The sequence below is a fragment of the Lysobacter antibioticus HS124 genome, assembly GCF_000336385.2.
Classification (GTDB): Bacteria; Pseudomonadota; Gammaproteobacteria; order Xanthomonadales; family Xanthomonadaceae; genus Lysobacter; species Lysobacter firmicutimachus.
Window position 1 is genome coordinate 1 of the sequence record NZ_HG424556.1, and the last position, 20,298, is coordinate 20,298.

Genomic DNA, 20,298 nt, shown 5'->3' on the forward strand with positions numbered 1-20,298 from the left:
CTGCCGTGGGTCAACAAGCTGGCGGCCGGCAACGAGTGGCGCAACAACCCGGCCCTGGTGCGCGGCATCAACGTCGAGGGCGGCAAGCTGATCCATCCGGCGCTGCTCTGAGCGCCGGGATTGGGGATTCGGGCGTCGGGATTGGGTTGAAGCCGGCCCGACTCCTGTGATGCCGAAGCGGAGGGGCGGTGCGGGCGGAGCGGGGCTCCGTCACGTGGCCGCCCCTTTGTCGTTGATGGGCGGGATTAGGGGGGCTTGCCGGCCGATTCCAGGTAGCGCCGAAGGGGCGGCGGAGGGTGTCTCGGTCCGTCGGATCCGCTCCCGGCGGCCCGCTTCAGGTGGTACCGTTCGGGGGCGGGGCCGGGGCGGTCGAGGCCGCTGCCACTCGTGCCTGGCCCGTGTTCACTCGTTTTCAGCTCTTTCCTGTATATTCAAAGACTAACGATAGCAACCTAAGGCAGCACATCACGGTGGCGTCCGCACCCACAGCCGCTCGCAAGAAGGCCAAGCCAACCGAAGAGGTCAAGAGCGCGCCGTCGCCGAAGCGGCAGCGCCTGATGCGCGACATCGCGCTGATCCTGATCGCGCCGCTGTTGCTGTATCTGCTGGCCAGCCTGCTGACGTTCTCGCCGCAGGACCCGGGTTGGTCGCATTCGGGTTCGATCACCGCGCCGCTGCACAACCTCGGCGGACGGGTCGGCGCCTGGATCGCCGACGTGCTGCTGTACCTGTGCGGCTACGTCGCGTTCCTGTTGCCGGTGATGCTCGGCGCGATCGCCTGGATCGCCCTGTTCGGCATGGACACCGACGGCGACGGCGAGGCCGACCTCGGCCCGGCGCTGCGCCTGATCGGCATCGTCGGTTTCCTGGTTTCGGCCACCGGCCTGCTGCAACTGCGCTTCGGCCCGGCCGAAGATTTTTCCGCCGGCAGCGGCGGCATCCTCGGCCAATTGGTCGGGCGTTCGCTGTACTCCGGCTTCGGTCCGGTCGGCGGCAATCTGTTCCTGCTCGCCCTGTTGCTGATCTCGGTGACCCTGGCCACCGGCATTTCCTGGTTTGCGGTCATGGACAAGATCGGCCAGTGGGTGATGGCCGCCGGCCCGACCTTGAGCAAACTGTTCCGCCGCGGCAGCCAGCAGGCCACCGAATGGCGCCAGACCCAGGTCATGCGCGAAGAGCGCGAGGAAGCGCGCAAGGTCGACACCGAGCTGCGCGCCAAGCGCGAGAAGGTCAAGATCGAACCGCCGCCGGCGCCGGTGGTGGAAAAGAGCGAGCGCGCCAAGCGCGAAACCCAGATTCCGCTGTTCCATACCGGCGACGGCAGCGGCGTGCCGCCGCTGGCCCTGCTCGACGATCCCAAGCCGCAGCCCAAGGGCTACAGCGAAGAGACCTTGGAAACCCTGTCGCGGCAGATCGAGTTCAAGCTCAAGGACTTCCGCATCGACGCCCAGGTGGTCGGCGCCTACCCGGGCCCGGTCATCACCCGTTTCGAGGTGCAGCCGGCGCCGGGGGTCAAGGTCAGCCAGATCTCCTCGCTGGACAAGGACATCGCCCGCGGCCTGTCGGTGAAGTCGGTGCGCGTGGTCGACGTGATCCCGGGCAAGTCGGTGATCGGCCTGGAAACGCCGAACACTTCGCGCGAGATGATCTTCCTGTCCGAACTGCTGCGTTCGAAGGAGTACGACAAGTCCGGCAGCCTGCTGACCCTGGCCCTGGGCAAGGACATCGCCGGCCGGCCGACGGTGGCCGATCTGGCGCGCATGCCGCACCTGCTGGTCGCCGGCACCACCGGCTCGGGCAAGTCGGTCGCGGTCAACGCGATGGTGCTGAGCCTGCTGTACAAGGCCTCCGCGAAGGACCTGCGGATGCTGATGATCGACCCGAAGATGCTCGAACTCTCGGTCTACGAGGGCATTCCGCACCTGCTGGCGCCGGTCGTCACCGACATGAAGGAGGCCGCCAACGGCCTGCGCTGGTGCGTGGCCGAGATGGAGCGCCGCTACAAGCTCATGTCGGCGGTCGGCGTGCGCAACCTGGCCGGCTTCAACAAGAAGGTCAAGGACGCGCAGGACGCCGGCCAGCCGCTGATGGACCCGCTGTTCAAGCCCAACGCCGAACTCGGCGAGGCGCCGCGGCCGTTGGAGACGCTGCCGTTCATCGTCATCTTCATCGACGAATTCGCCGACATGATGATGATTGTCGGCAAGAAGGTCGAGGAGCTGATCGCGCGCCTGGCGCAGAAGGCGCGCGCCGCCGGCATTCATCTGATCCTGGCCACCCAGCGTCCCTCGGTCGACGTCATCACCGGCCTGATCAAGGCCAATATCCCGACCCGCATCGCCTTCCAGGTGTCGAGCAAGATCGACTCGCGCACCATCCTCGACCAGTCCGGCGCCGAGACCTTGCTCGGCCACGGCGACATGCTCTATTTGCCGCCCGGCACGGCCATGCCCGAGCGCGTGCACGGCGCTTTCGTCTCCGACGAGGAAGTGCATCGGGTGGTCGAGCACCTCAAGCAGCTCGGCGGCGGCCCGGACTACATCGAGGGCGTGCTCGACGAAGTGCAGACCATGGGCGACGGCACGGTGGTCGGCGCGACCGGCCTGCCGGAAACCAGCAGCGGCGGCGGCGACGAGTCCGACCCGCTGTACGACGAGGCGGTACGCATCGTCACCGAGACCCGCCGCGCTTCGATCTCCGGCGTGCAGCGTCGGCTCAAGATCGGCTACAACCGCGCCGCCCGCCTGATCGAGGCGATGGAAGCGGCCGGGGTGGTGTCGCCTCCGGAGCACAACGGCGACCGCAGCGTGCTGGCGCCGCCGCCGCCGAAGTAAGCGCGCAGCGGGCGAGGGCAGCGGCGGTTTCGCGATCGCGCCGCTGGATTCCAAGCCGCTCGATGGCGGCCGGTCGGCTTCGACCTGCGGTTCCAGCCTTCGGTCGCGGCCGTTCCAGCGCCCCAAAGCAAAGCGCCTGCCGTCCGCGGACGGCAGGCGCAGGCGCCTAGGCTGGGCGCATCAGTCGATTACTGGCAGCGGCGGCGGGTGACTTCCAGCTCGCCGCTGAGGGTGCCCCAGGTCGTGCGACGGCCGTCGCAGCTCCAGTGGACGTAGCCGACCAGCTGGCCGCTGGCGTTGTAATACTCCTCGAACTGCTCCGAACCCAGCGGCGGCGCATTGGCGGCGCTGGTGCCGGCGACGAGGGTGCCGGCGAAAACGAGGACGGCGGCCAACAGGGCTTTCTTGCTCATGGAAACTCCTTGTGATGTTGGTTGGCCCCGACGGACGGGGGGCGGGTACCGGCTTCGTGCCGGCCAGTCGTCTCGATCGCGACGCACACGAACCGGGACGGGCGATGCGGCCCGTCGCGGAACCCGGGGGAGATCCGGCCGTTCGGCGCGAACGCTACGACTGTCACAGACTCTACTGGCTCGACGGCATGGCAAAATGTGTTCTGAACCGCGTTTTGCTCGTCACGAGCCCGTTCAGACATCGCCACGCACACTGCCGCCATACCGTTTTCAGGAGTCCGCCCGTGTCTGCTTTTTTCCGCCGCAACACCGTCGCGGCCACGCTGTCCACGCTCCTGCTGTCCACCGCGATGTTCGCCGGCGCGGCCGTGGCCGGCGGGCGCGAAGACCTGGGCGCTTTCACCCGCGGCCTCAAGGGGCTGGACGGCCAGTTCGCGCAGAAGGTGTACGGTCCCAACGGCAAGCTCAAGGAAAGTTCGACCGGTCAGGTGGCCTTGTCGGCGCCGCGGCTGTTCCGCTGGGAATACGCCAAGCCCTATCCGCAGCTGATCGTCGCCGACGGCAAGAAGGTATGGGTGTACGAGCCCGACCTGCAGCAGGTCACGGTGCGTCCGCAGGGCGTGGAAGAGCAGAACAGCCCGCTGGCGGCGTTGATCGATCCGGGCAAGCTCGACGCCATGTTCGTGGTCAAGGACGCCGGCAGCGTTGGCGGTCTGAATTGGCTGACGCTGCAGCCCAAGCAGCAGGAAGCCAGCTTCCGCAGCGCCAAGCTCGGCTTCAACGCCGGCAGCCTGGCCAAGATGGAAATCGTCGACGCGCTCGGCCAGAAGACCGAGATCAGTTTCAGCGGCTGGAAACGCAATCCCAGCTTCCCGGCCAGCACCTTCAAGTACGCGCCCGGCAAAGGCGTGGACGTGATCGGCGAGGGCTGAGCCCTCGCCGCGTGCGTCTCGCTCCGGCGCGCGCCCTCCTGGCGTCCTACAGGGCTTTCTCGTAGCGGATCGTGGTCAACCCGCTGTTCCATTCTTCGTCGGGATAGCGTGCGGTCTCGCGATACCCCAAGGCCAGGTACAAGGCCTGGCTGGCGCGGTTGAAGGTGTCGGTCTCCAGGCTCGCCCGGGGCCGGCCTTCGCCGCGCATCGCCGTTTCCAACGCCTGCATCAGCGCCCGCGCGACGCCGCGGCGGCGTGCGCGCGCGCTCACGTGCAGGGAGTCGACGAAGTCGCCGCTGCGGCCGGCGAAGCCGGCTACCGCGCCGTCGAGTTCGGCGACCAGCAATTGCGGCAGTTGCGCATCGACGTAGCGTTCGGCCACGCGTTTGTGTTGGTAGTCGGCGATCGCTTGCGCGGTGAGTTGCGGACGCCAGGTGTCGGCGAAGGTTTCCGCCAACAACGCCAGCACTGCGGCGCGGTCGTCGGGACGGGCGGGGCGGATCTGCGGCGCGGCGGACGTAGGGGTGGCGGACGTAGGGGTGGCGGACATCGGCGAAGGGCTGGCGAGAAGGGCGGGCGATGGACAGCGCGCATTGTCGGCGCCGCCTCGCGGCCCGGCAACGCACCGACCTTGGCCGGCCCGGCGCGGGCCCCGCCTTCGCTCGGGGCGGCGAAGCGCCGATGCCGCGAGCCGATGTTGCGAAGCGTGACGAGGATCGGGCCGCGCTGCGCGGTGGGACGGGCTTTGCGGGCAGCGTCGCAACGCCGTGGGGCGTGGGTCGCACGGTTTGCGGACTGCGCGCGCACTGGCTGCGGCGCAGCCTCCCGACGCAGGTACCCGCGCGGCGGAACGACGCGATCGGCGTGACATGATCGCCGCGCTTCGCCCGCTGCACGGGCGAACCCGGCGCAGGCGCAACGCTGGCCGCAGGCGCGCGCTCCCCACGCCAGCGTCCGCATAGGAGCACCACCGCATGAAGCGCCTCATCCAGCGTCTCTCGCTGTCGATCGCCTTGTTGCTGCCGGCCGTCGCAGCCGCCCAGTTCTACGAGAAGGACAACGGCGTCATCCGCGTCCGGCTCAACGAAAAGGTTCCTCCCTTCATCGGCCACTCGCCGATGATCACCGGCCTGTGGATCGCCGGCCGCCAGGCGGTGCCGAACGACAACGTCGGCGCCGGCTTCCAGATGACCACCCGCAGCCACCAGGGCAACGAGTACAACCCGACCCAGGGCGGCGATTGCACCGGCCGGCCCTCGCTGCTGACCGGCGTGATCCCGGACTGGAACGGCGCCCAGCTCGGCACGCCGGCCAGTCGCGGCATCCTGCTCGGCATCGACCCGTTGCTCTACGACGAGCCGGGCCTGTCCGGCACCTGCAGTGGCGGCAAGCCGAATCCAGCGCCCTACGACATGGCCTTTGGCGTCACCCTCGGCGACGGCATCGCCATGCCGCGCGAAGCGATGATCGTGGACATGTCGATCCGCAAGGATCACCCGGGTGCGGACCATCTGTTCAAGGCGTTGTCCGAACTGCCGGTCGCTTACGTCGACGCCGATTTCCTGCGTTACGCCTACTACAGCGTTGACGGCCTGCATTTCCAGCGCTTGAACGTGGATTCCAGCCACGATCTCAAGCAATGGCCCTGGAACATCAACCACTACCGCAGCGGCCATGCCATCGCGCTGTGCGATCGCCCCGACCTGGTCGAGCAGCCCAGCCAGGGCACCTGCATGGCGTTCTATTCGCACGAACCGACGCTGCTCACCGCCAGCCGCCGCCAGGGCGCGCCGTACGAACTGGGGTTGATGACGACGCTGGGCGACGACGACTTCGGGACCCAGATCGTCGACACCCAGTGGCACACCGCGCGCCGGCTGGTCGCGGTGGGGCACCTGGCCAGCGTCGCGGCGGTGATCGCCTACGCCGAGCGGCATGTCCCGGCCTCGGCGTGGGGGCAGTGGTGACCGCGCGGTTCGGCTAAGCCGGAGTGCGCGGCGGAACGGGTGTGGCGATGCGGGCTTCGGCCCGCATCGCCCGTCGTCCGACACTCCGCGAGCATCGCCGAGCGCGCCCGGCGCGCTCAGCCCGGCGCCTGCGCCGGGAACCAGTGCGCCCGCGCCAGCCAACCGGCCAGAAAGCGCTGCAACACCGGATGGGCCTGGGCCAGTTGGCAGTAGTAAGCGATACGCCCCGCGCGATAACGCGCATACAGCTCGGGCTGGTCGGCCTTGAGCACGGCCGCCAGCGTGTCCGGCCCGAAGCGGCCGTCGACGCACACCGGCGGGCCCAGCAGTTGCTGCAGCAGGACCACGGCATGGAAGCCGGCATTGACGTAGAAGTCGAACACGATGTCGGCCAGGTATTGCAGCGCGATCGCGTCGCCGTGCAGCGGGTCCCAGTACAGGGTCTTGTACAGGGTGCCGGCCTCGGCGGCGGTGAGCGCGCGCAGGTTGGTCAGGGTCGGCGCGATGCCGAGCAAGGTCTGGGAATGCGCCTCGAAGGTGCTCAGGGTGATGCCCATGTTGGTGGCGCCGCCCGGATCGTAGGGGTTGTCGACGTAGCCGCCTTCGAAGCGCAGCAGCTGCGGGAGGTAAGTCTGAAAATAGGCCATGACGAGCTGCCGGTTGCGCGGAAGGCGGTACCGATGACAACGCCGGAGTCGCGGGCTTGTGACCGCGCTCGCTCGGCGCGGCCGGCGGGGCACGGCGGTTTGCGAAATCGAGCCGGATCAAGCGCTTGCGCGCGAGGTGGGTCCGGTGCCGGCGCTAAATTGCTATCGTGTCGGCCGATACGACACCGGATCTTTCCTGGCCCGTGGCCCGCCGCACTCCCGCTTCCTCCGAGGAACAACGCGACCTGCTCAGCGTCGACCGCGACGGCCTGCGCCCGCTGGCCGAGCGCATGCGTCCGCGAAGCCTGGACGAGATGGTGGGCCAGCGCCGGCTGCTGGCGCCGGGCTCGGCGTTGCGCCGCGCGGTCGAGTCCGGCCGGGTCCACTCGATGATCCTGTGGGGCCCGCCGGGCTGCGGCAAGACCACCTTGGCGCTGCTGCTGGCGCGTTATGCCGATGCCGAGTTCCGGGCGATCTCGGCGGTGCTGTCGGGCCTGCCCGAGGTGCGCCAGGTGCTGGCCGAGGCCGCGCACCGGTTCGCCGAAGGCCGGCGCACGGTGCTGTTCGTCGACGAGGTGCATCGCTTCAACAAGAGCCAGCAGGATGCGTTCCTGCCGCACATCGAGCGCGGCACGATCATCTTCGTTGGCGCGACCACCGAGAACCCTTCCTTCGAACTCAATTCAGCGCTGCTGTCGCGCTGCCGCGTGCACGTCATGGAGGCGGTGTCGCCGGAGGACGTGCGCGCGGCCTTGCGCCGCGCCCTGGACGATCCCGAGCGCGGCCTGGGCGCGCAGGCGATCCGGGTCGAGGACGAACTGCTGCTGCAGATCGCCACGGCCGCCGACGGCGACGTGCGCCGCGCGCTGACCCTGCTTGAGATCGCCGCCGAGCTGGCCCTGGACGAGGGCGGCACGGTGACCGCCGCGACCCTGGCCCAGGTGTTGGCCGACCGCACCCGCCGCTTCGACAAGGGCGGCGAGCAGTTCTACGACCAGATCTCGGCGCTGCACAAATCGGTGCGCAGCTCCAACCCCGATGCGGCGCTGTACTGGTTCGCGCGCATGATCGACGGCGGCTGCGATGCGCACTACCTGGCCCGGCGCCTGACCCGGATGGCGGTCGAAGACATCGGCCTGGCCGATCCGCGCGCGCTGCAGATGGCGGTCGACGCCTGGGACACGTACGACCGCTTGGGCAGCCCGGAAGGCGATCTGGCCCTGGCCCAGGTGGTGCTGTACCTGGCCAGCACCGCCAAGTCCAACGCCGCCTACGCCGCTTACAACCAGGCCCGGCGCGACGTCGCCGAGCACGGCACCCAGGACGTGCCGCTGCACCTGCGCAATGCGCCGACCCGGCTGATGAAGCAGTTGGGCTATGCGCAGGGCTATCAGTACGACCACGACGCCGAGGGCGGCATCGCCCTCGGCCAGACCGGTTTCCCGGACGCGATGGGCGAGCGGGTGTACTACCGGCCGGTGCCGCGCGGGCTGGAGATCAAGCTCGGCGAGAAGCTGGAGCGGCTGCGCCGGTTGCGCGCGCAGGCGCGCGGCGAGGCGCCGCCGGAGCAGGACGAGGGCGGAACGGACGCAGGCGCCTAGCGCTTATTCTGTTCGTTGTGCAGGGGCGGCCAGGCCGCGTTGACGTCGGCACGGCCGACCGGGAGGCGACGATCCATGTGGGCTTCGTTCGTGGCCATCGGCCTGGGGGCGGCGATCGGCGCCTGGGCACGTTGGGGCCTGAGCCTGTGGCTCAATGCGCTGCATGCGCAGTTGCCGCTGGGCACCCTGGCGGCGAACCTGGTCGGCGGCTACGGCATTGGCCTGGCCCTGGCCTGGTTCGGCCAGCACCCGGCGTTGGCGCCGGAATGGCGCTTGTTCGTGGTGACCGGCCTGCTGGGCGGCCTGACCACTTTCTCGACCTTTTCCGGCGAGGTGGTGCAGTTGCTGGAACGGCAGCAGGTGGGCTGGGCGCTGGGCACGGCCGCGTTGCATTTGTTCGGCTCGCTGGCGATGACCGTCGCCGGCCTGGCCAGCGTGCGCGCCTGGACGCATCCGGGCTGACCCCGGGACGGTGCGGGCCGGCATCGACGCCACCGGCCGCGGCCGCATTCATTCCGCCGGCGGCAGGACGGTCCGGCGCGACATGCGCAGGACCTCGTCGCTGGGCGCCGCGGATTTGTTGGCCAGCACCTGCTGCAGCGATTCGACCTCGGCCCAGACCATGTGCTGCAGCGCCTGCAGCAGGGTATTGCCGGCGTTGGACAGCAACAGTCGCCCGTCCTGGCTCAGGGCCAGCCCGTCTTCGATCAGGGCGTGTTTCATATGGCTGGTTTCCGGCTGCACGCCACGTTGCAGGCCGACCAGGACGCTCAGCAGAGCGTGTTCTCGCAATGACACTTTGAACAATGCCTTTCCCCTCTTGCCCGGCACGTCCGACTTGTGTGCCGGGTGTCACGATATGGGAGGCGACGTGATGACAGTTTTGACTGGCGCGCATGCATGTGAAAATTGGCATCACGCCGACGGGGGCGTATGGCCGCCCCCCGGCGTCGCCGTTGTCAATGTCGCGTCGATGGCGCATCTTCGCCGCACCCCCGCCGGGCCGGCGGGCATTCACTCGATTCCGGGAATTCCATGCTGATCTACGACCGCGTCGTACCGTTGAACCGCAACACCCACCGGCGCCTGCGCATCAGCGCGCAGTCGCACAACGCCCGCTTCGCCGCGACCCTCAATTCGGTGCCGCTGGCGGCGATCGAGTTCCTGCCCGCGGCGTCGGAATACGCGATCGTGTTCGCCAGGCTCGACAACGGCGACTACCTGCCGGCGATCATGGTCGGCTTGAAGCCGCAGCAGAACCTGTACGTCGACGCCGAGGCCCGCTGGCGTCGCGGCTACGTGCCGGCGTTCCTGCGCCAGTACCCGTTCGTGCTGGCCGAAGACCGCGAAACCGGCAACCTCACCGTGTGCGTGGACATGGCCTACGACGGCCTGTCGGAAGAGGAGGGCGAGGCGCTGTTCGAGGACAGCGGCGAGGACACCCCGAACCTGACCCGCGCGCTGGGCTTCCTGACCGAGTTCCATCATGAGCTCAAGCGCACCGCCGCCTTCACCGAGCGGCTCAAGGCGCTGGACCTGCTCGAACAGCAGGTGGTGCGTTTCGGCCGCGAAGGCGAGCCCCCGCACGAGATCAACGGCGTTTACGTGGTTTCGGAAGAGCGCCTGCACAAGCTCGACGACGCCACCCTGGCCGAATTGGTGCGCAGCGGCGCGATGCGCCTGATCCACACACACCTGGTGTCGATGCGCAATCTGGAGCGCCTGTCGGAACTGGCCCAGCAGCGGGCCGCGGACGAGGACGCGCCGCAGGGCGCGGCCAACTGAGCCAGATGTTCGGGCCGGTCGCCGCACGGCGTGCCGGCTGCCCACGCCACGACGCCGGCACGGTGCCGGCGTCGTCGTTTGAGGAATGGCGATGGTCGATATCTCGCACGAAAGCCCGCAGGCGACCGAGCGTCGCCTGCTCGAGGTGACCCGGCGCGCCCGGCTCGCGGTCTATCCCGGCACCTATGCCTTCGCCGAGTTCGGGTTGCGCGACTTCCCGGCCGCAGTGCGCGCCGATGCCCTGGCGCTGGTGCGCGACGACGCGGTCTGGAGTCAACTGGTGCCTTGCGACGACCCCGGCGAGGAGTTGTTCGCGCTGTTCCGGTTCCACTTTCCCGCCGGCGCCGACAACAGCGGCTTCGTCGGCTGGCTGGCGTCGCGGCTCAAGCAGCGCTTCGGCACCGGCGTGTTCGTGACCTGCGGGCACAACCGCGGCGATGGCGGCATCTACGATTACTGGGGCGTGCCGGCGGCGCTCGCCGCCGAGGTGCGCGCCGAACTCGAGGTCTTGACCTCGCCGCCTTGAGCCTCGCGGTCCCGGGCTTCGCGTCCCGGGCCTGCCGCGGCCGCGCTCAGCGGCGCGCGGCTTCGCGCAAACGATCGCGCCGGTACATGAGCGCGCCGGCCACGCTCACGCCGAGCGCGACCAGGGCGACGATGATCGTGGTCAGGGCGTTGATTTCCGGCGTCACCCCGAGCTTGACCTTCGAATACACCAACATCGGCAGGGTGGTCGAACCCGGGCCGGAGGTGAAGCTGGCGATCACCAGGTCGTCCAGCGACAGGGTGAAGGCGAGCAGCCAGCCGGCCAGCAGCGCGGGCGCGATCAAGGGCAGGGTGATGACGAAGAACACCCGCCACGGCTTGGCGCCCAGGTCCATCGCCGCTTCCTCCAGGCTGGCGTCGAGCGAGGTCATGCGCGAGCGCACCACCACGGTGACGTAGCAGGCGGTGAGGGTGATGTGGGCCAGGGTGATCGTGGTCATGCCGCGTTCGGGCCAGCCGAACACCTGCTGCAGGCCGACGAACAGCAGCAGCGAGGACAGGCCCAGCATCACGTCCGGCATCACCATCGGCGCCGAGTTCAGCAGGCTCAGTGCGCCGCGCCCGGGGAAACGGCCGAAACGCGACAAGGCCAGGCCGCTGGCGGTGCCGAGCGCGACCGCGGCGGTGGCCGAGATCGCGGCGATGGTCAGGCTGCGCTGCACCGCTTCCAGGATCTGCTCGTTGCGCAGCAGCTCGCCGTACCAGCGCAGCGAGAAGCCGCCCCAGGTGGTGGCGCGATCGGAGCCGCTGAACGAGTACACGATCACCGACGCGATCGGCAGGTAGAGGAAGGCGTAGCCCAGCGCCATCATCGTGTACAGGGCGAAGGGGGTGCGCTTCACGGTGCGTCCTCCCGCGCCGCGCGGCGATTCTCTACGTATTCGAACAACAAGGTCGGCAGCACGATCAGCAGCAGCATGGCGATCGCGATCGCCGCCGCCAGCGGCCAGTCGCGGTTGGTGAAGAACTCGGTCCACAGCACGCGGCCGATGGTCAGCGCGTCGGGGCCGCCGAGCACATCGGGGATCACGAACTCGCCGACCGAGGGGATGAACACCAGCAGGGTGCCGGCGAGCATGCCGGGGAAGGACAGCGGCAGGGTGACCCGCACGAACGCCTGCCAGGGCTTGGCGCCCAGGTCGGCCGCGGCTTCCAGCAGGGTGAAGTCGAGCCGGATCAGCGTCGCCGCCAAGGGCAGGATCATGAAGGGCAGGTAGTTGTAGGTGATGCCGATGTAGACCGCGAGATCGGTGTGCAGCACCGCCGTGCCCGGCTCGATCAGTCCCAGCTCCGACAGCGTCCGGCTGACTATGCCGTTGGCGCGCAGCAGGCCGATCATGGCGTAGGTGCGCAGCAGCGAACTGGTCCAGAACGGCAGGATCACCAGCACCAACAGCAGCAGCCGCCAGACCTTGGGCGCGCGGGCGATGCCGTAGGCGATCGGATAGCCGATCAGCAGGCAGCACAGGGTCGAGACACTGGCGAACAGCAGCGACTTCAGGTACGCGCCGACGTACAGCGGATCGGAAATCAGCGCGGCGTAGTTGGACGCGTGCAACTGCAGCGAGACCGCACCGTCTTCGCCGGTCTGCACCAGCGGCGTGTACGGCGGCACCTGGCCGAACAAGGCCTGGGCGAAGCTCAGCTTGAGCACGATCAGGAACGGCACCAGGAACAACAGCGCCAGCCACAGCATCGGCAGCGCGGTCACCAGGAAGCGGCCTCGGCGGGTGCGGAATTCGTCGCCGACGGCGCGGAACCAACCGAAGAGGTTATCTACGACATCGGCCCAGAAACTCCAGCTTTCCGAGCCGCGCTTTTGCTCCATTCCGCTCACCGTGCGTCCCCCGCCGCCGAGCCGTACCCGGCCTCGGCGATTTTCCGTTTGCGATCCGCCCACTCTGCGCTCACGAGGTCAGCACCACCGCGCTGGCCGCATCCCACGACAGCCACAGCGTGTCGTCCCAGTCGTAATGCGGTTCCGAGCTGCGCGCGACGTGGGTCTCCTGCACCCGCAGCACCGCGCCGGACTCGGTCTGGACGTGGTAGATCGACACGTCGCCCAGATAGGCGATGTCGCGCACCTTGCCGACCACCGCATTGTCGAAGCCGGCCGGGCGGGTGTCGTGCACGTCGATCTTCTCCGGGCGCACCGCGATGCCGACCGCGGTGCCTTCCGGCAACGGGTCCGGGTGGCGCGCGAGCAGTTCGCCGCCGACGGCGTCGCATTGGATGCGCAGGGTGCCGCCGGCCGCGTCGTGGCCGAGCACGCGGCCCTCGAGCAGGTTGATGCCGCCGATGAATTCGGCCACGAAGCGGGTGGAGGGATACTCGTACAGCACCGCCGGGGTCGAGACCTGGACGATCCGGCCGGCGTCCATGACCGCGATGCGCGAGGACATGGTCATGGCTTCTTCCTGGTCGTGGGTGACCATGATGAAGGTGGTGCCGACCCGTTCCTGGATGCTGACCAGCTCGAACTGGGTGTGCTCGCGCAGCTTCTTGTCCAGCGCGCCCAGCGGTTCGTCGAGCAGCAGCAGCTTGGGCTGCTTGGCCAGGGCGCGGGCCAGGGCGACGCGCTGGCGCTGGCCGCCGGAGAGCTGGTCGGGCTTGCGCTGGCCCAGCTGCGGCATGCGCACCAGTTCCAGCATGGCCTGGACCCGGTCGCGGATTTCGCCCGCGCCGAGCGGGCTTTCGCCGGGCAGGGTCTGCTTGAGGCCGAAGGCGATGTTCTGCGCCACGCTCATGTGCGGGAACAGCGCATAGCTCTGGAACATCATGTTGACCGGGCGCTGGTACGGCGGCAGCGCGGTGACGTCGACGCCGTCGATCAGCACCCGGCCGCGGTCGGGGCTTTCAAAACCGGCCAGCACCCGCAGCAGGGTGCTCTTGCCGGAACCGGAACCGCCGAGCAGGGCGAAAAACTCGCCGCGATAGACGTCCAGCGAGATGTCGTCGCAGGCGTAGACCTTGCCGAAGGTCTTGGTCACGCCTTCGATGCGCACGAACGGCTGCGCGGACGGGTCGCGCCAGGGTTCGGGCGCGGCGGTGCGGGCGGGGACGCTCACCGGTTTACTGCCCGCTCTTGATGCGGGTCCAGGCGCGCACGCGCTGGCGCTGCACGTCCTCGGGCAGGCTGGCCGGGTCCACCAGCTTGGCCCGCACCTCGGCCGGCGGGTACACGCCCGGGTCCTGGGCCACGGCGGGATCGACCAGGGCGGTGGCGTCCTGATTGGCGCTGGCGTAGGCGACGTGGTTGCTGATCGCCGCGGCGACCTTGGGGTCGAGCAGATAGTCGATGAAGGCGTGGGCGTTGCCGGGGTGCTTGCTGTCCTTGGGGATCGCGATCACGTCGACCCAGCGGATCGCGCCTTCCTTGGGGATCACGAAGCGCAGGTTCGGCGCCGGCTTGCCGGCCTGCTTGGCGGCGTCGAAGGCGGTGGTGCTGGCCTGGGCGATGTCGCCGGAGTAGCCCATCACCAGGCACGCGTCGCCGTTGGCGAAGGCGTCCTTGTACTCGGCGTTGTTGAAGGTGCGCACGAAGGGGCGGATCGCGGCGTAGACCTTGCGCACCGCGTCGAGCTCGTCGGCGGCGCCGGCATTGGGATCGCGGCCGAGCCAGATCAGCGCCGCGCCGAAGGTTTCCTGGTCGTCGTCGAGCACGGTGATGCCGCATTTGGCCAGTTTGGCGGCGTTGGCCGGATCGAACAGCAGCGACCAGGAGTCCAGCGGCGCGTTCTCGCCCAGTGCCTGCTTGATCTTGTCGACGTTCAGGCCCAGGCCGGTGGTGCCCCACATGTACGGCACCAGGTGGGCGTTGCCCGGGTCGATCGAGGCCAGGTTCTGCAGCACCTGCGGGTCCAGGTGCTTCCAGTTCGGCAGCTTGCTCTTGTCCAGCGGCGCGTACAGGCCGCTCTTGACCTGGCGCTGGGCGAACGGGCGCGCCGAGGGGAACACCACGTCGTAGCCGGAGGCGCCGGCGGTGAGCTTGCTCTCCAGGGTTTCGTTGGCGTCGTAGACGTCGTAATTGACCTTGAGGCCGCTGGCGGTCTCGAAGTTCTTGACCGTGTCGTCGGCGACGTAGTCCGACCAGTTGTAGACGTTGAGGACCTTCTCCTCGGCTCCGGCCGGGGTCGCGGTGGCGGCGGCGTCGGGCTGCTTGCTCCCGCCGCAGGCGGCGAGCAGCAGGGCGCAGGCGAGCGGGGCGAGGCGCAGGGTCACGGCAATCTCCAAAGTGGGCAAGTCGGATCGGCAATGTTTGGGCGCGATGTTCGGAGCCCGCCCCGGCGGTGTCAACGCATCGGCGCCATCGGGCGGCGAACGGCCGCCAATCCGGCCGGCATCTGGCACGGATCTGCACCGATCCGGCCAGCTTGCGGTATCGTCGCAGCCCGCCCACCCCTGCCCACCGCCCGCCGGAGCCCGCCGATGCCGACTTTCCCCACCGCCCGTACCGCCGCTGCGCGTCTTGCCCCCTGGTGGCTGGCCTTGGCCGCGGCCGCAGGCGCACCGGCGATGGCGCAGACGGTCGAGGCCGAACCGGCCCAGGCGGCCGCGGCCGACGAGGCGCCGTGGGCGGTCCACGGCAGCGTCGGCGCGCTCAGCGACTACGTCTGGCGCGGCGTTTCGCAGACTCAGGAAGACCCGGCGCTGCAGGCCGAGGTCAATCTGGAGCACCGCAGCGGGTTCTATGCCGGCCTGTGGGCTTCCAGCATCGACTTCACCGCGGCCGGCGAGGAAGACGACGGCATCGATTACGAGCTCGACGGCTACCTCGGCTGGGCCGGAGAACTGCGTCCCGGGCTGGACCTGGATGTGGTCCTGACCCGCGCCGCCTATCCGGGCGCCCGCCGCGGCTACGACTACGACTACACCGAACTCGAAGCGACCCTGGGCTTCGCCGAGCACTACCACGTCGGCCTGGCCTATTCGCCGGACATCTTCGGCCTCGGCGGCAAGGGCTATTACTGGAACGCCGGCGGCGAATGGCCGCTGGGCGAGAGCGGCTTCGGGCTCAAGGTGCAGGTCGGCCATTACGACCTGGAAGACGCAGCCGGCGACAGCTACCAGGACTATCTGATCGCCGTGACCCGAGAGTTTGGCCCGGTGCAGGCGCAGCTGCAGTACACCGACACCTCCAGCTACGGGCCGGAGTTGTCCGAAGCGCTGGACGATGCGCGTTTGGCCGACGGACGCGTGGCGCTGGCGCTGACTTGGTCGTTCTGAAGCGACGCGGCCGCCGCGCCTGTAGTGCGGCGCACGCCGCGACCCGGCGCAGTGGTGCACGCGAGCGTAGCACTCCGAAGTGCGCGACCATCGGACAGTGCTGCCGAGGCGTGGCTGGCTTCGGATGCTGCGCTGTCGAAGCCTCGCTTCGGCAGTCGCGGCTTACGCCGCTCCTGCAAGAGCTCTTGCCGTTCCCCCCTTCCTTGAAAAGAGGGGCAGGGGAATTCGCTGTTGCCCGCGCTGTCGTTGCTGCTGTCGCGGCGCCCGGCCGTCGCATGCCGGTCCGCGGTCGCGGCTTGCGGTGCTCCTTCCCCAATGGGCGCCCCTGGCCCTGTTTATGATTTTCCTAGGGTCATTCCCAGATTGACCGGGGTTGCTGCGCGGGGAGACTGGGCGGCGTCACCCACGGGAAGGAGCTCGCCATGTCTTTGTTCGGGGATTTCGCCAGCGGCATCGGCCAGGCGTTGGGCGCAGGATTGGGTTCGATCGCCGGACCGCTCGGGACCATGATCGGGCGCGAACTCGGCGGCATGCTGGGCGATTTCGTCGCCGATGCGGCGACTCAGTACCTCGGCTTGGCCAACGATGCAGCGCAGGATTCGGACTTGCCCGAGGTGGCCAAGAACGTGTTCGGCGCCGCCTACGAACTCGGTTTCCGCTGAGCCGCGAGCGTGGACATCGACGGCCGTCGCGAGGACTGGTTGCAGCGCGTTCGCGCTCTGCGCGAAGCCGGCGCGATCGACGATGCCGACGAGCATGCGCTGATCCGCCAGTACGACGAGCGTGCGCAGCGGTTGCGCGAGGAACTGGCGAAGCTGGTGCCGGAGTACCGGCGGCGCCTGAGCCGCGACGGCGAAGCGCCGGCGAACCGTTGGCTGGCCGACATCGCCGAAGCGATGGGGCGGCGCGACGGGGAGGAAACCCGTCAGGCCTTGGCGGCGCTGGAGCGGCGCGCCTGAAACCGCGCCGCCGGCCGGTGCTGCGGGCGGCACCTGAGGATCGGACGCCTCCCGCGTGCGGTCCTTTTGGTTTCGCGGCCGCGCGAGCCCGGTAGCTGCGGCACGAGCCGCGATAACCGAAGCGATGTTCGTCGTGCGATATCCAGCGCCCGGACAGACGCTCGGCACCGTGCGCCTGCGGTCTTCGGCCGGACGCTGTGTGCGTACGCCGCTTCAGTGGGCGCGGTTTACGCCGCTCCTGGCGGAACCTCAGGGTTTGGCCTTGCCGCAGCAATCCGCCGCCAGGTCGTCGAGGATCGGGCAGTCCGGCCGGTCGTCGCCATGGCAGCGCTCGGCCAGGGCTTCCAGAGTGCGCTGCATGGCCTGCATTTCGCGGATCTTCTCGCCGAGCTCGCGCGCATGCGCCTGCGCCAGTTGCTTGACCTCGGCGCTCGCGCGGCCGCGGTCGTCCCACAGGCCGAGCAAGGTTTCGATCTGGCGCATCGAGAACCCCAGCGTGCGCGAACGCTTGATGAAGCGCAGCCGGTGCAGGTCGCTGTCGCTGTACAGGCGGTAGCCGGCGACGCTGCGGCCGGCGGGCGGAATCAGGCCGATGCTTTCGTAGTGGCGGATCATCTTGGCGTTGACGCCGCTGAGCGCGGCGGCTTCGCCGATGTTGTGCAGGCCTTCGGCCTTGGCCTGGGCCAATTCGGGCGGAGGCGCGGGGCGGGCGGTGCGGCTCATGCGGCGGCTCCTGTTTGGATATTCGACGGCGTCGACGGGCGCCAGCGGCGCAGCAACAAGGTATTGCCCAGCACGCTCACGCTGGAGAACGCCATCGCCGCCGCGGCGACGATCGGGTCCAGCCAGCCGAACGCGGCCAGGGCGATGCCGACGACGTTGTAGCCGAAGGCCCAGAACAGATTCTGGCGGATCTTGCGCGTGGTGCGGCGGGAAATGTCGATCGCATCGGCGACCAGCCCGGGTTCGGCGCGCATCAGGGTGATGCCGGCCGCCTGCATGGCCACGTCGGTGCCGCTGCCCATGGCGATGCCGACGTCGGCCGCGGCCAGCGCCGGGGCGTCGTTGACGCCGTCGCCGACCATCGCCACCGCGCCGTCGCGGCGCAACTGCGCGACCGCTTCGGCCTTCTGTTCCGGCAGGACTTCGGCGCGCACCTCATCGATGCCCAGGTCGCGCGCGATCGCCTGTGCCGCGCCGAGGTGATCGCCGGAGATCATCGCCGTGCGCAGTCCCAGCGCATGCAGACGCTGGATCGCCGCACGCGCCTGCGGCCGCGGCGCATCGCGGAAGCCGAGCACGCCGAGCAGCTGCCGGCCGTGCGCGTCGTCGGCGGCCAGCCAGGACACACTGTGGCCGTTGTCGGCCAGGCGTTGCGCGGCATCGGCCAACGCGTCGGCAGCGACCCCGGCTTCGGCCAGCATGCGGCCGCTGCCGAGCAACAGGTCGCGTCCGCCGATGCGGCCGCGCAGGCCGCGTCCGGGCATCGCGCGCAATTGCGTCGCCTCGGGCAGGCGCAGGCCGTCGGCGCGATCCAGGGTGGCGCGCGCCAGCGGGTGTTCGCTGCCGCGCTGCAACGCCGCCGCCTGGGCCAGCAGCGCATCGCGGTCGCCGTCGACGGCGATCCATTCGGCCAGTACCGGCCGGCCTTCGGTCAGGGTGCCGGTCTTGTCGAAGGCGACGGTGTCGATGCGGTGGGCGATCTCCAACGCTTCGGCGTCCTTGATCAGCAGGCCGGCGCGCGCGGCCACGCCGGTGCCGGCCATGATCGCAGTCGGCGTGGCCAGGCCCAGGGCGCAGGGGCAGGCGATCACCAGCACCGCCACCGCATTGAGGATGGCCTGGTTCCAGTCGCCCGTGCCCAGCCCCCAGGCCAGCAGCGTGATCAGGGCCAGCGCGATCACCACCGGCACGAACACCGCGCTGACCCGGTCGACCAGGCGCTGGATCGGCGCCTTCTTGGCTTGCGCGTCCTCGACCAGACGGATGATCCGCGCCAGCGCGGTTTCCGCGCCGACCGCCAGGGTCTCGACGATCAGGCGGCCTTCGCCGTTGATCGCGCCGCCGGTCACTCGCTCGCCTTCGTGACGCGGTACCGGCAGCGATTCGCCGGTGATCAGCGATTCGTCGACATGGCTGCGGCCTTCGCGGATGCGGCCGTCGGCAGCGATGCGTTCGCCGGGCAGGACCACGACCAGGTCGCCGACCTGCAACTGCGCGATCGGCAGCTCGCGTTCGACCCCGTCGCGCAACACCCGCGCCCGCGCCGGCCGCAATGCCTGCAGGGCGCGGATCGCCGCGGTGGTCTGGCGCTTGGCGCGCGCTTCCAGCCATTTGCCGAGCAGAATCAGGGTGACGATCACCGCCGAGGTCTCGAAGTACAGCGCCTGGCTGTCGCCGCGCCACAGGTGGTAGAGGCTGAGGCCGTATCCGGCGCTGGTGCCGAGCGCGACCAGCAGGTCCATGTTGCCGCTGCCGGCGCGCAGCGCATGCCAGCCGGCCCGGTAGAAGCGCGCGCCGAGCCAGAACTGCACCGGCGTCGCCAGCGCTAGTTGCAGCCAGCCCGGCAGCATCCAGTGCTGGCCGAACAGCAGGCCGAACATCGGCAGCACCAGGGGCAGGGTCAGCGCGGCCGCCAGGCAAAGGTGCAATGTTTCGCGGCTCAGCGGCGAACGCGCCGCGACTGCGTCGTCGCCTGCAGCCGCTTGGGTGGCCGGACCGACGTCGCCTGCGGCCGCTTCGCCGCCGGGCAGGGCGGCCGCGTAGCCGGCGCGCTCGACCGCGACGATCAGCACCGCCGGATCGAGCCCGCCGAAGTGGCGCACCCGGGCCCGCTCGGTAGCCAGATTGACCGTGGCCGACAACACCCCGGGCACGGCCCTCAGGGCCTTCTCGAGTCGGCTCACGCAGGAGCCGCAAGTCATGCCGCGCAGCGCCAGTTCGGTTTCGTCGCCGGTCACGGAATAACCGGCCGCGGCGACGGCGCGCTCGATCTCAATGACTGAGACGGCGCCGGCGGAGGCTATCTCGGCGGTTTCGGTGGCCAGATTGACGCTGGCCTCGTCCACGCCGGGCACGGCGAGCAAGGCTTTTTCGACCCGGGCCACGCAGGAACCGCAGGTCATGCCGGTCACGCCGAAGCGCAAGCGGACGGCGGGAGCGGCGTCGGTGCCGCCTGGGGCGGCGGAGGTCGGGTAGGCGGCGGATGGCATCGCAGATTCCTTCGCTTGCGGTTCGGGGTTGCGAGGCAGTCTTGGGCTTCCCATGATGGGAAGGTCAAGCGATCGCCGCCAGGGGCGAGGCTGAACGGTTCAGTGCCTCCGGCGTCGCAACGCTCTCGTGCCGCAGGCAGCGGTTTTGCGGCGCAGAATCGGCCCAATGTCGGGTC

Annotated in this window: 20 protein-coding genes; 10 read left to right on the forward strand and 10 right to left on the reverse strand. The window is 69.4% G+C overall.

Going from position 1 to position 20,298, the window contains the following annotated elements:
• Positions 1-470: 470 nt before the first annotated feature.
• Complete coding sequence (locus TX83_RS18135) at positions 471-2,834, forward strand: DNA translocase FtsK (RefSeq protein ID WP_064749389.1); 2,364 nt, start codon at positions 471-473, stop codon at positions 2,832-2,834.
• A 188-nt stretch (positions 2,835-3,022) separates the two neighbouring features.
• Here the strand turns inward: TX83_RS18135 and TX83_RS18140 are convergent, their stop codons facing one another.
• Entirely contained in the window at positions 3,023-3,247 is a 225-nt protein-coding gene (locus tag TX83_RS18140; RefSeq protein ID WP_064749390.1) for a DUF6289 family protein, read from the reverse strand.
• A 284-nt stretch (positions 3,248-3,531) separates the two neighbouring features.
• On the opposite strand from TX83_RS18140, the gene lolA reads away from it, so the two are divergent.
• Positions 3,532-4,179 carry an outer membrane lipoprotein chaperone LolA gene (lolA, locus tag TX83_RS18145; RefSeq protein ID WP_075575244.1) on the forward strand — a complete coding sequence of 216 codons (648 nt, stop codon included), beginning with the start codon at positions 3,532-3,534 and terminating at the stop codon, positions 4,177-4,179.
• A gap of 46 nt (positions 4,180-4,225) precedes the next feature.
• Here lolA and TX83_RS18150 read toward each other — a convergent pair whose 3' ends face one another.
• Positions 4,226-4,729 carry a GNAT family N-acetyltransferase gene (locus TX83_RS18150; RefSeq protein WP_064749391.1) on the reverse strand — a complete coding sequence of 168 codons (504 nt, stop codon included), beginning with the start codon at positions 4,727-4,729 and terminating at the stop codon, positions 4,226-4,228.
• 424 nt (positions 4,730-5,153) lie between these two features.
• On the opposite strand from TX83_RS18150, the gene TX83_RS18155 reads away from it, so the two are divergent.
• Positions 5,154-6,146 (forward strand): hypothetical protein, encoded by a 993-nt coding sequence (locus TX83_RS18155; RefSeq protein ID WP_064749392.1) that lies wholly within the window; start codon positions 5,154-5,156, stop codon positions 6,144-6,146.
• A gap of 116 nt (positions 6,147-6,262) precedes the next feature.
• On the opposite strand, the gene TX83_RS18160 is transcribed toward TX83_RS18155, so the two are convergent.
• The gene (locus TX83_RS18160) at positions 6,263-6,793 is read right to left on the reverse strand and encodes a glycoside hydrolase family 108 protein (protein ID WP_064749393.1); all 531 of its coding nucleotides are present in this window, start codon (positions 6,791-6,793) and stop codon (positions 6,263-6,265) included.
• Positions 6,794-7,083: 290 nt separating this feature from the next.
• Here TX83_RS18160 and TX83_RS18165 point away from each other — a divergent pair, with 290 nt between their 5' ends.
• Both TX83_RS18165 and crcB read left to right on the forward strand, forming a co-directional pair.
• Positions 7,084-8,394: a replication-associated recombination protein A gene (locus TX83_RS18165; protein ID WP_087960759.1), complete on the forward strand. Its 1,311-nt coding sequence runs from the start codon at positions 7,084-7,086 to the stop codon at positions 8,392-8,394.
• A 75-nt stretch (positions 8,395-8,469) separates the two neighbouring features.
• The gene (gene crcB / locus TX83_RS18170) at positions 8,470-8,856 is read left to right on the forward strand and encodes a fluoride efflux transporter CrcB (RefSeq protein ID WP_064749395.1); all 387 of its coding nucleotides are present in this window, start codon (positions 8,470-8,472) and stop codon (positions 8,854-8,856) included.
• Positions 8,857-8,904: 48 nt separating this feature from the next.
• Here crcB and TX83_RS18175 read toward each other — a convergent pair whose 3' ends face one another.
• On the reverse strand, positions 8,905-9,186 hold the full coding sequence (locus TX83_RS18175) for a hypothetical protein (protein WP_064749396.1): 282 nt from the start codon (positions 9,184-9,186) through the stop codon (positions 8,905-8,907).
• Positions 9,187-9,429: 243 nt separating this feature from the next.
• Here TX83_RS18175 and TX83_RS18180 point away from each other — a divergent pair, with 243 nt between their 5' ends.
• Complete coding sequence (locus tag TX83_RS18180) at positions 9,430-10,179, forward strand: SapC family protein (protein WP_064749397.1); 750 nt, start codon at positions 9,430-9,432, stop codon at positions 10,177-10,179.
• Positions 10,180-10,270: 91 nt separating this feature from the next.
• Positions 10,271-10,705: a DUF6196 family protein gene (locus TX83_RS18185; RefSeq protein WP_064749417.1), complete on the forward strand. Its 435-nt coding sequence runs from the start codon at positions 10,271-10,273 to the stop codon at positions 10,703-10,705.
• 46 nt (positions 10,706-10,751) lie between these two features.
• Here TX83_RS18185 and TX83_RS18190 read toward each other — a convergent pair whose 3' ends face one another.
• The 4 genes from TX83_RS18190 to TX83_RS18205 form a co-directional block, all read right to left on the reverse strand.
• Positions 10,752-11,537, reverse strand: coding sequence for an ABC transporter permease subunit (locus TX83_RS18190; RefSeq protein ID WP_079248304.1), 786 nt, complete (start codon positions 11,535-11,537; stop codon positions 10,752-10,754).
• Positions 11,538-11,563: 26 nt separating this feature from the next.
• A complete protein-coding gene (locus TX83_RS18195) occupies positions 11,564-12,421 on the reverse strand; it encodes an ABC transporter permease subunit (RefSeq protein WP_064749418.1) in 858 nt (285 codons plus the stop codon).
• Between the two features lie 211 nt (positions 12,422-12,632).
• The gene (locus tag TX83_RS18200; RefSeq protein WP_064749399.1) at positions 12,633-13,793 is read right to left on the reverse strand and encodes an ABC transporter ATP-binding protein; all 1,161 of its coding nucleotides are present in this window, start codon (positions 13,791-13,793) and stop codon (positions 12,633-12,635) included.
• A 4-nt stretch (positions 13,794-13,797) separates the two neighbouring features.
• Positions 13,798-14,946 carry a polyamine ABC transporter substrate-binding protein gene (locus TX83_RS18205; protein WP_261370186.1) on the reverse strand — a complete coding sequence of 383 codons (1,149 nt, stop codon included), beginning with the start codon at positions 14,944-14,946 and terminating at the stop codon, positions 13,798-13,800.
• A gap of 207 nt (positions 14,947-15,153) precedes the next feature.
• Between TX83_RS18205 and TX83_RS18210 the strand changes: the two genes are divergently transcribed.
• From TX83_RS18210 to TX83_RS18220, 3 genes are all read left to right on the forward strand, one after another.
• A complete protein-coding gene (locus TX83_RS18210) occupies positions 15,154-15,951 on the forward strand; it encodes a TorF family putative porin (RefSeq protein ID WP_186442645.1) in 798 nt (265 codons plus the stop codon).
• Between the two features lie 422 nt (positions 15,952-16,373).
• On the forward strand, positions 16,374-16,613 hold the full coding sequence (locus TX83_RS18215; protein WP_064749401.1) for a hypothetical protein: 240 nt from the start codon (positions 16,374-16,376) through the stop codon (positions 16,611-16,613).
• A 9-nt stretch (positions 16,614-16,622) separates the two neighbouring features.
• Positions 16,623-16,910, forward strand: a complete 288-nt coding sequence (locus TX83_RS18220) for a hypothetical protein (RefSeq protein ID WP_064749402.1) — start codon at positions 16,623-16,625, stop codon at positions 16,908-16,910.
• 249 nt (positions 16,911-17,159) lie between these two features.
• On the opposite strand, the gene cueR is transcribed toward TX83_RS18220, so the two are convergent.
• Complete coding sequence (cueR, locus tag TX83_RS18225; RefSeq protein WP_064749403.1) at positions 17,160-17,633, reverse strand: Cu(I)-responsive transcriptional regulator; 474 nt, start codon at positions 17,631-17,633, stop codon at positions 17,160-17,162.
• Positions 17,630-20,122 (reverse strand): heavy metal translocating P-type ATPase, encoded by a 2,493-nt coding sequence (locus TX83_RS18230; RefSeq protein ID WP_075575247.1) that lies wholly within the window; start codon positions 20,120-20,122, stop codon positions 17,630-17,632. The genes cueR and TX83_RS18230 overlap by 4 nt, the downstream gene beginning before the upstream one ends.
• Positions 20,123-20,298: the final 176 nt, after the last annotated feature.

Bases quoted from the DNA above. Each gene is read 5' to 3' on its own strand.
- TX83_RS18140 (WP_064749390.1), bottom strand. From the start codon at position 3,247: ATGAGCAAGAAAGCCCTGTTGGCCGCCGTCCTCGTTTTCGCCGGCACC.
- TX83_RS18150 (WP_064749391.1), bottom strand. From the start codon at position 4,729: ATGTCCGCCACCCCTACGTCCGCCACCCCTACGTCCGCCGCGCCGCAG.
- TX83_RS18155 (WP_064749392.1), top strand. From the start codon at position 5,154: ATGAAGCGCCTCATCCAGCGTCTCTCGCTGTCGATCGCCTTGTTGCTG.
- TX83_RS18160 (WP_064749393.1), bottom strand. From the start codon at position 6,793: ATGGCCTATTTTCAGACTTACCTCCCGCAGCTGCTGCGCTTCGAAGGC.
- TX83_RS18165 (WP_087960759.1), top strand. From the start codon at position 7,084: ATGCGTCCGCGAAGCCTGGACGAGATGGTGGGCCAGCGCCGGCTGCTG.
- crcB (WP_064749395.1), top strand. From the start codon at position 8,470: ATGTGGGCTTCGTTCGTGGCCATCGGCCTGGGGGCGGCGATCGGCGCC.
- TX83_RS18180 (WP_064749397.1), top strand. From the start codon at position 9,430: ATGCTGATCTACGACCGCGTCGTACCGTTGAACCGCAACACCCACCGG.
- TX83_RS18185 (WP_064749417.1), top strand. From the start codon at position 10,271: ATGGTCGATATCTCGCACGAAAGCCCGCAGGCGACCGAGCGTCGCCTG.
- TX83_RS18190 (WP_079248304.1), bottom strand. From the start codon at position 11,537: ATGATGGCGCTGGGCTACGCCTTCCTCTACCTGCCGATCGCGTCGGTG.
- TX83_RS18195 (WP_064749418.1), bottom strand. From the start codon at position 12,421: ATGCTGTGGCTGGCGCTGTTGTTCCTGGTGCCGTTCCTGATCGTGCTC.
- TX83_RS18210 (WP_186442645.1), top strand. From the start codon at position 15,154: ATGCCGACTTTCCCCACCGCCCGTACCGCCGCTGCGCGTCTTGCCCCC.
- TX83_RS18215 (WP_064749401.1), top strand. From the start codon at position 16,374: ATGTCTTTGTTCGGGGATTTCGCCAGCGGCATCGGCCAGGCGTTGGGC.
- cueR (WP_064749403.1), bottom strand. From the start codon at position 17,633: ATGAGCCGCACCGCCCGCCCCGCGCCTCCGCCCGAATTGGCCCAGGCC.
- TX83_RS18230 (WP_075575247.1), bottom strand. From the start codon at position 20,122: ATGCCATCCGCCGCCTACCCGACCTCCGCCGCCCCAGGCGGCACCGAC.